Source organism: Rhizobium sp. NPDC092011 (genome assembly GCF_044756305.1).
Classification (GTDB): Bacteria; Pseudomonadota; Alphaproteobacteria; order Rhizobiales; family Rhizobiaceae; genus Rhizobium.
Map to the genome: position 1 here is coordinate 1153629 of NZ_JBIVSO010000001.1, position 12488 is coordinate 1166116.

The 12488-nt window shown below is 60.0% G+C and carries 8 protein-coding genes; 6 read left to right on the forward strand and 2 right to left on the reverse strand.

What is annotated here, in order from left to right; all coding sequences use genetic code 11:
* Nucleotides 1-52: 52 nt before the first annotated feature.
* A complete protein-coding gene (urtA, locus tag ACIQJ2_RS05355) occupies nucleotides 53-1342 on the reverse strand; it encodes an urea ABC transporter substrate-binding protein (protein WP_400746460.1) in 1290 nt (429 codons plus the stop codon).
* Between the two features lie 230 nt (nucleotides 1343-1572).
* On the opposite strand from urtA, the gene ACIQJ2_RS05360 reads away from it, so the two are divergent.
* The 6 genes from ACIQJ2_RS05360 (at nucleotide 1573) to ACIQJ2_RS05385 (ending at nucleotide 10082) form a co-directional block, all read left to right on the forward strand.
* Entirely contained in the window at nucleotides 1573-4953 is a 3381-nt protein-coding gene (locus tag ACIQJ2_RS05360; RefSeq protein WP_400675569.1) for an ATP-binding protein, read from the forward strand.
* A gap of 1 nt (nucleotide 4954) precedes the next feature.
* Nucleotides 4955-5878, forward strand: coding sequence for a response regulator (locus tag ACIQJ2_RS05365; RefSeq protein WP_400675567.1), 924 nt, complete (start codon nucleotides 4955-4957; stop codon nucleotides 5876-5878).
* Nucleotides 5879-6270: 392 nt separating this feature from the next.
* Entirely contained in the window at nucleotides 6271-7215 is a 945-nt protein-coding gene (locus tag ACIQJ2_RS05370; RefSeq protein ID WP_400675565.1) for an ABC transporter substrate-binding protein, read from the forward strand.
* Nucleotides 7216-7278: 63 nt separating this feature from the next.
* A complete protein-coding gene (locus ACIQJ2_RS05375) occupies nucleotides 7279-8052 on the forward strand; it encodes an ABC transporter permease (RefSeq protein WP_400675563.1) in 774 nt (257 codons plus the stop codon).
* Entirely contained in the window at nucleotides 8049-8843 is a 795-nt protein-coding gene (locus ACIQJ2_RS05380; RefSeq protein WP_400675561.1) for an ABC transporter ATP-binding protein, read from the forward strand. Before ACIQJ2_RS05375 ends, ACIQJ2_RS05380 begins: the two co-directional genes overlap by 4 nt.
* 96 nt (nucleotides 8844-8939) lie before the next feature.
* Nucleotides 8940-10082 carry an MFS transporter gene (locus ACIQJ2_RS05385; RefSeq protein ID WP_400675559.1) on the forward strand — a complete coding sequence of 381 codons (1143 nt, stop codon included), beginning with the start codon at nucleotides 8940-8942 and terminating at the stop codon, nucleotides 10080-10082.
* Between the two features lie 64 nt (nucleotides 10083-10146).
* On the opposite strand, the gene ACIQJ2_RS05390 is transcribed toward ACIQJ2_RS05385, so the two are convergent.
* Nucleotides 10147-12438, reverse strand: a complete 2292-nt coding sequence (locus ACIQJ2_RS05390; RefSeq protein ID WP_400675557.1) for a transglycosylase domain-containing protein — start codon at nucleotides 12436-12438, stop codon at nucleotides 10147-10149.
* Between the last annotated feature and the right edge of the window lie 50 nt (nucleotides 12439-12488).

The window sequence follows — 12488 nt, forward strand, 5'->3', positions numbered from 1 at the left end:
GCCGCGGGCAGAAAAGCCTGCCAGCGGCGGTCTTGCATTCAATCAGCTGATATCAGGAACCCTTGCCGCCGCACTTGCCGGTGGTGACGTTGAAGTTGCCGCAGTTCATCGGCATGCGCCAATCCGAGATCAGATCCTTGCTGTCAGGCAGGTAATTCGACCATTCCTTGCCGACCACCGCAGGAGTCTGCGAGACAACGTCAAACTGCCCGTTTTCCTGCACTTCGCCGATCAAGACCGGCTTGGTGATGTAGTGGTTCGGCATCATGGTGGCAGTGCCGCCGGTGAGGTTCGGAACGGAAACGCCAACGAGGGCGTCGATGACCTTATCCGGATCGGTGGTGCCGGCCTTCTCGACAGCCTTCACCCACATGTTGAAGCCGATATAGGCGGCTTCCATCGGGTCGTTGGTCACGCGCTTGTCGTTCTTGGTATAGGCGTGCCATTCCTTGATGAAGGCGGCATTGGCGGGCGTGTCGACGGACTGGAAGTAGTTCCAGGCGGCGAGATGCCCAACAAGTGGCTTGGTGTCGACGCCGGCCAGCTCCTCTTCGCCGACCGAGAAGGCGACGACTGGAATGTCTTCCGCCTTGACTCCCTGGTTGCCGAGTTCCTTGTAGAAGGGAACGTTGGCATCGCCGTTGATTGTGGAGACGACGGCGGTCTTCTTGCCGGCTGCACCGAAAGCCTTGATCTTTGAGACTTCCGTCTGCCAGTCGGAGAAGCCGAATGGCGTGTAGTTGATGATGATGTCCTCGTCCTTGACACCCTTGGACTTCAGATAGGCTTCGAGGATCTTGTTGGTCGTGCGCGGATAGACATAGTCGGTGCCTTCGAGCACCCAGCGCTGTACGCCTTCGTTCTTCATCAGATAGTCGACAGCCGGGATAGCCTGTTGGTTCGGAGCAGCACCCGTATAGAAGACGTTGCGCTCGGACTCTTCACCTTCGAACTGCACCGGATAGAACAGGATCGAGTTCAATTCCTTGAACACGGGTAGAACCGACTTGCGCGACACCGAGGTCCAGCAGCCGAATACGGCGGAAACCTTGTCCTTCTGGATCAGTTCGCGCGCCTTTTCGGCAAAGAGCGGCCAGTCGGAGGCGGGGTCGACGACGACAGGCTCGAGCTTCTTGCCGAGAACGCCGCCCTTCTTGTTCTGCTCGTCGATGAGCATCAGCATAGCATCCTTGAGCGTCGTTTCCGAAATCGCCATGGTGCCGGAAAGCGAATGCAGGACGCCGACCTTGATGGTGTCGTCGGCAGCGAAAGCGCCGTGGAATGCGCTCGTGGACATGATGGCGCCAAGCAGCGCGCCGGAGACGAGAGTCTTGAGTTTCATCCGTGGTTCCCCTCTTTTTGTCTGCCGCAACGGCCGGTAAAAGAAATTGGACCGTTGCCTGAGGTGACTATTCGGCAGCCCCCGAGGAAACCACATACGTAGAATGACGTAGGTGCCGGGGCGAAATCTGCAGCTTTGGCTGCCCTAGCGCCCTTAAGCGCAGCGCCGATCCATGTTACGACACCTCTGGACTGCCGGAGTGATCATGGCGGGACTGCTGAAGGGTAAGCATGGCGGCGCGGCAACGCATCATTCCTGTGAGACGCGAGTATAATCGCTGGGTCGCGAACCAGACGCTGGAAGACTATGCCTTGCGTTTCACCGCGAAGAGCGCGCGGCAATTCTCGTCGCAGCGTATCTCGCAAACGGCGATCGGCGCCATTTCCTTCCTCGCGCTGGAAGCGATCGGCGGCGCGATTACGCTCTCCTACGGCACCACCAACGCGTTCTACGCCATCATCGTTGCCAGTATCGTCATGCTGGCCGTGGGCTTGCCAATCAGCCGCTATGCCATCCGCCACGGCGTCGACATCGATCTCCTGACCCGCGGCGCGAGCTTCGGCTACATTGGCTCGACCATCACCTCGCTGATCTATGCCAGCTTCACCTTCATGCTGTTTGCGATCGAGGCGTCGATCATGTCGGGCGCACTGGAGCTGACGCTCGGCATACCCGTCTGGATCGGCTATATCATCAGTGCCGTCATGGTGATCCCGCTCGTCACCCATGGCGTGCGTCTCATCAGCCGGTTTCAGCTGCTGACTCAGCCCTTCTGGATCGTTCTCAACATCCTGCCCTTCGTCTTCATCGCCTTTGCCGATTGGGGCAAATTTGATCTCTGGCGGGCCTTTGCCGGCATTCATCACGCATCGAGTGCTCCCGGCAGTGCCGCCCCCTTCGATCTGGTGGAATTCGGCGCCGCTTCAGCGGTCATTCTGGCGCTGATGTCGCAGATCGGCGAACAGGCCGACTTCCTGCGCTTCCTGCCGCCGGACGGTCACCGCAAATGGCGCCACCGGTTGGCCGTCTTCTTGGCCGGACCGGGATGGGTCATCATCGGCGCGCCGAAGCTGCTTGCCGGTTCGTTCCTTGTTGTCCTGACGCTGACCTCGGGCGTGCCGGCCGATCACGCCGCCGATCCCGCCCAGATGTATCTGACGGCCTTCGGCTACATGATCCCCTGGCACAATGCCGCGCTGCTTCTCATGGTCGCTTTCGTGATGATCTCACAGCTGAAGATCAACGTCATGAATGCCTATGCCGGCTCGCTCGCATGGTCGAACTTCTTTTCGAGGCTGACGCATAGCCACCCCGGCCGCGTCATCTGGCTGATCTTCAATGTCGCCATCGCGCTTTTGTTGATGGAGCTCGGCATTTACCGCTTGCTTGAAGAGACGCTCGGCATTTTCTCTATCATCGCCATGGCATGGCTTTGCACCATCTCGGCTGATCTCTTCATCAACAAGCCGCTGGGGCTGGCGCCGCCAGGTATCGAATTCAAGCGCGCCCATCTCTATGATATCAATCCGGTCGGCCTCGGCGCGATGGCGATGTCGGCGACCGTCTCGCTGATTGCCCATTTCGGCGCATTCGGTGCGGTCGCCGCTTCGCTTGCGCCCTATATCACCCTCGTTGTGGCGCTCATCGCTTCGCCTTTCATCGCTTGGGCCACCAAGGGCAAATATTATCTTGCCCGCAAGCCGCGACAGAGCTGGAAGAACCTCAGCACCATTACCTGCTCGATCTGCGAACATCCCTTCGAGCCGGAGGACATGGCCTGGTGCCCGGCCTATGCCGCGCCGATCTGCTCGCTGTGCTGTTCACTCGACAGTCGCTGTCACGACATGTGTAAGCCGAAAGCGCGGCTCAATACGCAGGTAACCACCGTCGCCAAGACCTTGTTGCCGGAAAGCATCGTCGCGCGGCTTGCCACACGCCTCGGTCGCTATGGCATCGCTGTCGTCCTGGCGCTGACCGCCATGGGCGCCATTCTTGCGATGATCGCGCATCAGGTCGGCGCTGCCTCTCCTGAGACGGCCGCGGTCGTCGATCGAACGATCCTGATTGTCTTCTTTGTTTTTGCCGTCATCGCAGGTGTCGCCTGCTGGTTTTACGTGCTTGCCCATGACAGCCGTGTGGTCGCCGAGGAGGAATCCTCCCGTCAGAACACGCTGCTATTGAAAGAAATCGCCGCGCACAAGAAGACGGATGCCGCCCTGCAGGGCGCCAAGGAAGCGGCGGAGGCCGCAAACCGGGCCAAGAGCCGCTATGTCGTGGGCTTGAGCCACGAATTGCGCACGCCACTCAATGCCGTGCTCGGTTATGCCCAGATCCTCGAGCGCGACGAGACGATTCCGGCGCCGCGCCAATCCTCCCTGAAGGTCATTCGCCGCAGCGCCGAACATCTTTCCGGGCTGATCGATGGATTGCTCGATATTTCGAAGATCGAGGCAGGCCGATTGCAGGTCTATTCCAACGAGATCAATATCCAGGATTTCCTCGACCAGATCATCGACATGTTTCGTCCCCAGGCGCAGGCCAAAGGGCTGACTTTTGTCCATGAGCGCGCCGCCGCCTTGCCCGATTATGTCCGCACCGACGAGAAGCGGTTGCGCCAGATCCTCGTCAACCTGCTCTCCAACGCCATCAAGTTCACCGATATGGGCAGCGTTCGCTTTGAGGTGGGCTACCGCAATCAGGTTGCCACCTTCACGGTTTCCGATACGGGTCGCGGGATTGCCGAAAAGGACATCACGCGCATCTACGAGCCCTTCCAGCGCGGCGAAGCCGATAGCGTGAGGCCGATGCCAGGCCTCGGTCTTGGGCTGACCATCACACGGTTGCTGACCAATACGCTCGGCGGCGAAATCTCCGTTACAAGCGAGAAGGACATAGGGTCGACCTTCCGAGTGCGTCTGATGCTATCGGCGGTGATCCGCCCGATGAAGCCGCCGGCGCAGGAGCAGCGCATCGTCGGTTATGAGGGGCCGCGACGGACCCTTGTTGTCGTCGACGACAACGAAGACCATCGTGAACTGATGCGCGAGATCCTGTCGCCGCTCGACTTCATTGTGCTGACTGCCGCCGGCGGTCCCGACTGCCTGACGCTGATCGAAGGCATCAAGCCGGATCTTTTCCTGGTGGATATTTCCATGCCTGGGATGAATGGCTGGCAACTCGTCTCGCGGCTCCGGGAAAATGGTCAGATGGCGCCGATCCTGATGTTGTCGGCCAATATCGGCGATGCCGCCGCTGCAACCGACAGTGACGACAGCCATAATGATGCGATCGCCAAGCCCGTTGATATCCGTCAGCTGCGTGACAAGCTTGCGCTGCATCTCGCCCTGAAATGGATCTATATCGACGCCAGCAGCCCGGTCGCGCCGAAGCCGCCACCGGCACTGAAAAGCCCAGGACTAGAGCATGTTAGGGAGCTGATGCGGCTTGGCGAAATCGGCTATGTCAGGGGCATCGAGGCAAAGCTTGCGGACCTCGCCAGATTTGAGGAGAACAAGCCGTTTACCGACGCCTTGCGCGCTCGTGTTCAGGCCTTCGACCTGGATGGCTTTCTCATTATGCTGCGCACCTTCGACAGTGAAAAGGTAGAATAGATTGGCTGAGCCCAACCTTCCCCGCGACATAGTCTTGCTGGTGGACGATTCTCCCGAGGCGCTCGGCTTCCTCACGGACGCGCTCGAGCAATCCGGCTTCTCGGTGCTGATCGCCACATCCGGGTCGGCCGCATTGAACATCGTTGAGCGTATCACGCCCGATCTCATCCTTCTCGATGCCGTCATGCCTTTGATGGATGGCTTTGAGACCTGCCGTCGGCTGAAGGCCAATGCGGGCATGGCCCAGATCCCCGTCGTCTTCATGACCGGCCTGACCGAAACGGGACATGTCGTGCATGCGTTGGAATCCGGCGGTGTCGATTATCTTACCAAGCCGATCAACGTCGACGAATTGCGCGCCCGCATTCGCGTTCATCTTCGCAATGCCCGCTCTGCGCAAAGTGCAAGAGTGGCGCTCGATGCTGCGGGCCGGCATCTGCTTGCAGTCAAGGGAAACGGCTCGATCCATTGGTCGACCCCACAGGCAACCCGCCTCATCAATGCCGCTACCGGCAGCGACGACGGCCTCGATCTGGCGTCGAAACACATTGCTGCCTTCATGCTTGAACGTGAGCGGCTGGGCTCTGCTCGGGATAACCTTCTTTCGATCAGCAGTGGCGGGCAATCGGTCCTGCAATTCTCCTTTCTCGGTGCCATCGGCACAGACGAGTATCTCTTTCGGCTGACCGCCAGGGATCAGCGCCCTGACGATGACATACTGCGCCAGCATTTCTCGTTGACCCAGCGCGAGTCTGAGGTGCTGCTATGGCTTGCAAAGGGGAAATCGAACCGCGACATCGGTGAAATCCTCGGCCTTTCCGCGCGCACAGTGAACAAGCATCTAGAGCAGATCTACGTCAAACTCGGCGTCGAGAATCGGGCATCGGCCGCTGTGAAGGCCGCCCATGTCCTCCACAAAGCCTAAGTTTCAGAAACGCTCCATCTGCCTGCTTCTTCTCATGTCCCAGACGGAAACCTGCCGTGTATGTTCTGCGGGTTGCCTCATGAGAAGGCGGGCGCGCGACAGTTTTCAGGACCGGTCAGGCGCATATTTTGCCGAAGCGCGTTTGAGGGAGAACTGTTGTCGCAATAGGCAGCTACAACTTTTAACCGACGTCGCGCCAGCGGTGTAGCTTCCTGTTGTGCTTTGTGCACTGACGGCTGCTCGACATGGGATGATCAAACGGGGAAACCCGCAAAATCCGCAGCGTCGCGAGTTATTTTGTCTAGACATGAAAAAGTCGCGCACGCAATATGCTGCTGCCAAAAACGGCAGTATCGTCAGCTGCCTCAACAAAGAGCAGGGAACTTCACATCATGAAAAAGGCATTGTTTCTCGCCGCCTTTACGGCCCTGGCCGGCCTCTCGCAAGCACAGGCGGCAGACACGAAAGTATCGATCGGAATTTCGGGCTGGACTGGCTTTGCGCCGCTGACGCTTGCCAAGGAAGCCGGCATCTTCAAGAAACACGGGCTTGACGTCTCGGTGGTGAAAGTGCCGCAGGCAAGCCGCCACCTGGCCCTTGCCTCGGGCGATATCCAGTGCGCCGCAACGACCGTGGAAACATGGATTGTCTGGAATGCCGCCGGCGTTGCCACGACGCAATTGTTCCAGCTGGACGTTTCGCACGGAGCGGACGGCATTGCCGCAAAGCCGGGGATCGACAAGGTTGCCGATCTCAAGGGCAAGGCGGTCGCGGCATCTGCCCCGGGAACGTCGCCTTACTTCCTGCTCGCCTATATCCTTGTCAAGAACGGCATGAGCATGAAGGACGTCAAGGTCGTCAACATGGAGCCGGGTCCCGCCGCCCAGGCGCTGCTCGCCGGCCAGAATGACGCAGCCGTGACCTACGAGCCCTATCTCTCGGCAGTTCGCGCAGCGCCGGACAAAGGTAAGATCATCGCCACCACGGTCGACTATCCGGCCGTCATGGACACTTTCGGCTGCACGAACGCCTTCCTGAAGGATCATCCGGATGCCGCCAAGGCGCTGGCCGCGAGCTATTACGAAGCGCTCGAGATGATCAAGACGGACAAGGACAAGTCCTACGAGATCATGGGCAAGGACGTGAAGCAGTCCGGCAAGGAATTCGGCGAGTCCGCCGCGTATCTTGAATGGCAGGATAAGGCCGCGGCCAAGAAGTTCTTCGGCTCGACCTTCAAGACGTTCAGCGAGGAAGCTGCCCAGATCCTGCTCGACGCCGGCGTCATCAAGAACAAGCCGGATCTTTCGAAACTGGCTGATCCCTCCTTCATCGAGTAAGGCCAAAAGCAATTCCTGGGCGTGTCGAGCACCCGGCACGCCTTTCTCACGACAAGAGACACAATGCGCCCGCTCGAACCCATCAGCTCCGGCAGCCGGCTTCTATACGGCTTGCTTTTCTTCATTCTTTTCTTCGTCGGCTGGGGTTGCCTCACGCTCGGCGGCTTTGTTTCGAAGACCTTTCTTGCCGATCCGATCACCATGGTGAAGGACGGCTATGATCTGCTTGTCAATCAAGGCTTTGCCTTCGATATCGGCATGACGATCTGGCGCGTGCTCGGCGGTTTCGTCCTGTCGGCGCTGATCGCCGTGCCGCTTGGCATCCTCATGGGCGCCTACAAGCCGGTCGAGGCCCTTCTTGAGCCTTTCGTCTCGTTTGCCCGTTATTTGCCCGCTTCGGCCTTCGTGCCGCTGCTCATTCTTTGGGCTGGTATCGGGGAAACGCAAAAGCTGCTCGTCATCTTCATCGGTGCTGTATTCCAGATCATTCTGATGGTGGCCGTCTCGGTCGCCGGGACGCGGCGGGATCTGGTGGAGGCTGCCTATACGCTCGGAGCCTCCGATCGTGGCGTTGTCAGGCGCGTGCTGATCCCCGCCGCCGCGCCCGACATCGGCGAAACGCTTCGGCTCGTTCTCGGCTGGGCCTGGACCTATGTCATCGTTGCCGAGCTCATCGGTGCATCCTCGGGCATCGGCTATATGATCATCAACAGCCAGGCACTCCTTGCGACCGGCCAGATCATTTTCGGCATCATCGTCATCGGCCTGATCGGCCTTGTTTCTGATTTCGCTTTCAAGCGCGTGAACCGAAAGCTGTTTGCATGGAGGTTTGCATGAGTGTTCCCGGCGAACTTCGCATCAAGGATGTCAGCCGTACTTTCCCCGGCGTAAAGGGTGGCGCGCCAACTCTTGCTCTCCAGCCGACGACGCTGGATATCCCCCGCAATGATTTCGTCACCATCCTCGGCCCCTCGGGCTGCGGCAAATCCACGCTTTTGCGGATCATTGCCGGCCTCGATCGTCCGACATCAGGCACGGTGATGCTGGATGGCAAGGAAGTCACCGGTCCCAGCGCCGATCGCGGCATGGTGTTCCAGTCCTACACACTGTTTCCATGGTTGACGATCCGCGAGAATGTCGGCTTCGGCCTGCGCGAGCGCGGTATCGCCGAGAAGGAGCGGAACGATATCGTCGCGAGCTATATAGACAAGGTTGGTCTGCGCGGCTTCGAGGAGCATTGGCCGAAGCAACTGTCCGGCGGCATGCAACAGCGAACGGCGATCGCTCGTGCGCTTGCGAATGATCCAAAGATCCTGTTGCTGGACGAGCCGTTCGGCGCGCTCGACAACCAGACGCGCGGGCTGATGCAAGAGCTTCTGCTCGGCATATGGGAGCGCGAGCAGAAGACGGTAGTCTTCGTGACGCACGACATTGAGGAGGCGGTGTTCATGGCATCGCGCGTTGTGACGATGACGGCGCGCCCCGGCCGCATCAAGTCGATCACACCTGTGAACCTTCCTCATCCGCGCCACTACACGATCAAGGCAAGTCCGGAATTCTCGGAGTTGCGGTTGAAGTTGACGGAGGAGATCAGAGGCGAGGCAATCGCGGCGGCCACGCACGGATAAGCCGGCGGGAAATGTTTTGAAAGGTCGATTGCTATGTCGTCTGCATCTTCAGATGTTTCTCTGCCCGAAACGACAGACTCGCCAAGCGGATGGAGGGTGGTTGGCGGAGCGCATGCGCTGACCGCCGTCACTTTCGGTTCTGCCTACGGGTTCTCGGCCGTTTTTCCCGGCCTTTCCCAGGAGTTCGCGGCATCGCGTGGGGAAATTGCGCTCGTCTTTTCCATCTCGGCTTTCGTGTTCTACTCGTTGGGTGCGATTGCCGGCCCACTTGCTGATCGCTGGTCGTCTCGCGTCGTCATCGCAGCAGGTTTGCTGGCGATGATTATCGGCTATGCCGGAGGCAGCCGGGCGCAGTCCTTGGCCTCGCTTTATGTGTGGTATGGCGCAGGCGTGGGAGTTGGGATCGGCCTTTCCTACGTCCCGGCGCTTGGCGCCGTGCAGTCCTGGTTCATCCTCAAGCGAAGCCGTGCATCGGGCATTGCGACAGCCGGCATCGGCCTTGGTACGCTGCTGCTGCCATTTGCGATTGGTCAACTCATCCCGACGCTCGGCTGGCGGGGATGTTTCATCGGTTTGGCTGTCATCATTGCCGCAGTCGGTCTGCCGGCCGCAATGCTGGTGCGCAAGCGCCAGGACAACAGCGATCCGTCCGGGGCGAGAATTGCAGACCGGCCCAACCCTTTCACGGTCTGGCGCAACGGTCATTTCCGCCTGTTCTATCTCATGCTGCTCCTGGCCTCGTTCTGCACCTTCATTCCCTATGTCCATATTGTGCCGGCGGCGCACGATATGGGCCTGTCGCTCGAAAGCGGCACGATCCTCATCGCTCTGATCGGCATTGGAAATATCTTCGGGCGTTTCGTTCTGGCCGGCCTCGGTGATCGCATTGGTTCGGTGCGTCTTTTGGCAATTCTTACCTTTGGTGTTGCCGGCTCGTTTCTGCTGTGGTCCGTTGCCAATGGCATGACCATGCTGGTGCTTTTCACCCTGACGTTCGGCATGAGCTATGGCGGTTGCGTCGGGCTCTATCCGGCCGTTGCCGCTGACCTTTTCGGTACCCGCAATATCGGAACGATGCTGGGCTATCTCTATACGGCCGTCGGTGTGGCTGCCTTGCTGGGGCCGACAATGGCTGGGCTCGTCTTCGACAAAACCGGCAGCTATCTCGGACCAATCCTGTTCAGCATGGTCGCCGCTCTTGTTGCAGGTTTCCTGACGCTGCGGCTTCGACGGGAATAAACATGTCGCAAACGAGTGAAAAGAACGCTGAGGGCGGCTTTAACCGGCAATGCGCCGGCTTTCTTCACTGCACGTAAACGGGGATGACGGCCGAGGTTTCGTCGCGATAGGGCAGGCGGATCTGGAAACGGTGTTCGCCGCTCTGGATTGGCCAGAAAACCGGGCGGTCAGGATCCGTGACGGCAAAGGGCTGACCGTCGACATACCAGACGATCTGCGGCACATGAGGCTTCACCTCTGCCTTCAGGGCCAGGCGGTTGTATGCGGCCGGCTGCTCCGGGTTGCGCCAGATCTGGCTGTTGCGGGCAGGCGTCGAAATAGCGAGATGAATTTGCGGATCGCCGCCCTCGCGCCCGGCGAACAGGCCCTTCATGGAGGCCCCCGTCGTGGAGGCCAATGCGGTCACAGCGCCGCTGCTCGCAACCATATGCGGGGCAACCGTCGTCAATGCCGGCATTTCGCCGGGTTTCAGCCATTCGACGAGCGTCTGGCTACATGTCTTGTCGTTTGCTGCGCCATTGACGATGCAAAGATCCACGACTTTGCGCTCCGGCGGCGTTGGAAAACGGGCGTCGGCGAGGTCTCCGGGCTTGTTGCCATGGACGCGATCCATGATGGCGTGAACGAGGTGCGCGGCGCTGCCGGCTCCGGTCATCCTGTTCATGGTGCCGTTATCGCCGCGCCCGACCCACACGCCGACCACCACCTTCTGTGAATAGGCCATTGCCCAGGCATCGCGATATCCTTGCGATGTGCCGGTCTTGATCGCGACCGGAAACGGATATTCGAGCGATCCGTAGCGATGGAAGCTCGGGAGACGTGCCTGCGGATCGGACAGGAAGGATGTAATCAGACGCGCCGTATCAAGGGAAACGACCCGCACAGGTGGCGGCTGCGGCTGCTCGCTCGCCCAACGCAAGTTCTGCAATTGTCCGTCATTGGCGAGCGCGCGGTAGGCTCGCATCAGGCTGTCGAGGCGCGTCGGCAGCGAGCCAATCGCCATCGACAGGCCGAAATGATCGGCTGGAATCTCCAGATCGTGCAGGCCAAGATCGCGCAGAAAGTGGAAGGTTGTTTCAAGCCCGACGCTGCGTAGCAGGTTTGTCGCCGGTACATTGCGCGAGTTGGCAAGCGCCTGCCGCGGCAGCATGGGGCCAAGGAATTCGCGGTCGGCATCGCCAATGCCCGATGCTCCCTCCGGCAGGTCCAGCAGCATGTCGGTTGGCTTCAGCACCCCGCGCTCAAGGGCCAGCGCATAGACGAAAGGCTTCAGGGTGGACCCGGGGGACCGTTGTATCTGCGTGTAATCAAACGAGCCGGCATGCCTGCCATAGTAGTTGCTCGATCCCACCTGGGCCAAAACCTCGCCCGTCTCTCGCGATACGACCATGGCGGCAACCTGCAGGGCTCCGGCCGGTCGCCAGCTATCAAGGAAGCGTCTTGAGAGCGCCGTGACATCACGTTGCAGGGAGAGGTCGATCGTGGTGTGGATCAGCGGCGTGCTGGCGGAAGCAGGCGCTATCTGGCCGCTTGCGATAAGGCCGTGATAGCGCAAGATCACATGCAAAGCATCGGGGCGACGCGGCAGATCGGGCATCCGCAGCTCATTCAATTGACGATGTGCGATTTCCGCTTCATCGGTTCCGACGATCCTTTGCGCCTGCAGCACATCCAGCACCTGATGTCCGCGCTGGACCGCCCGGCGCAGCCCGTCGGGCCTGAGCGGGTTCATGCGCGTCGGCGATTGCGGGATGGCGGAGAGCAAGGCGATTTCCGCCCAGGACAGGTCGGCGACCGGCTTGTCGAAATAGAACCGCGCCGCATGGGCGATTCCATGGCTGCCATTGCCATAGGGAGCCAGCCGCAGATACTGATTCAATACGGCATCGTGACCATAGCGCAGGGTCAGCGCAATCCCGGTGCCGGCCTCCAGGATCTTGTGGACGAAGGTGCGTGCTTCCGGCTGCTGCATGCGCGCGACCTGCATGGCAATGGTGGATGCGCCGGAACGCCGCCTGACGGAGCTCAGATTTTGCCAGGCCGCGCGACCCACGGCATAGGGATCGACGCCGGCATGGCTGAAAAACCGCTTGTCCTCCAGGGCGAGCGTCGCCTTGACGAAGCGATCGGGCAGATCGTCAAGTGGCCAATAGCCATAGTCGATGCGTCCGCTGCCGTCGCTGTGGCCGATCTGCGCCAGGAAGGCTCCATTGCGATCGTATAGGATGGGAGTTGGCGCAGGTACGAGGAACTGTGCTCTTTGAGCGATGAGGTAGGTATAGGCAAGCACGCCGGCGGCGACCACCAGCATCGACAGAATCGTAAGTTTTGAGCGGCGTGTTCTCAACAATGCCATTGCTCGACTAGCCGGAGCCTCCGGCCAGAGTTCTCCCCTGTTCCATGCCG

What these genes read in the sequence shown, in the direction of transcription:
- ACIQJ2_RS05375 (WP_400675563.1), top strand. Translation starts at nt 7,279, where the DNA reads ATGCGCCCGCTCGAACCCATCAGCTCCGGCAGCCGGCTTCTATACGGC.
- ACIQJ2_RS05370 (WP_400675565.1), top strand. Translation starts at nt 6,271, where the DNA reads ATGAAAAAGGCATTGTTTCTCGCCGCCTTTACGGCCCTGGCCGGCCTC.
- ACIQJ2_RS05390 (WP_400675557.1), bottom strand. Translation starts at nt 12,438, where the DNA reads ATGGCATTGTTGAGAACACGCCGCTCAAAACTTACGATTCTGTCGATG.
- ACIQJ2_RS05360 (WP_400675569.1), top strand. Translation starts at nt 1,573, where the DNA reads ATGGCGGCGCGGCAACGCATCATTCCTGTGAGACGCGAGTATAATCGC.
- urtA (WP_400746460.1), bottom strand. Translation starts at nt 1,342, where the DNA reads ATGAAACTCAAGACTCTCGTCTCCGGCGCGCTGCTTGGCGCCATCATG.
- ACIQJ2_RS05380 (WP_400675561.1), top strand. Translation starts at nt 8,049, where the DNA reads ATGAGTGTTCCCGGCGAACTTCGCATCAAGGATGTCAGCCGTACTTTC.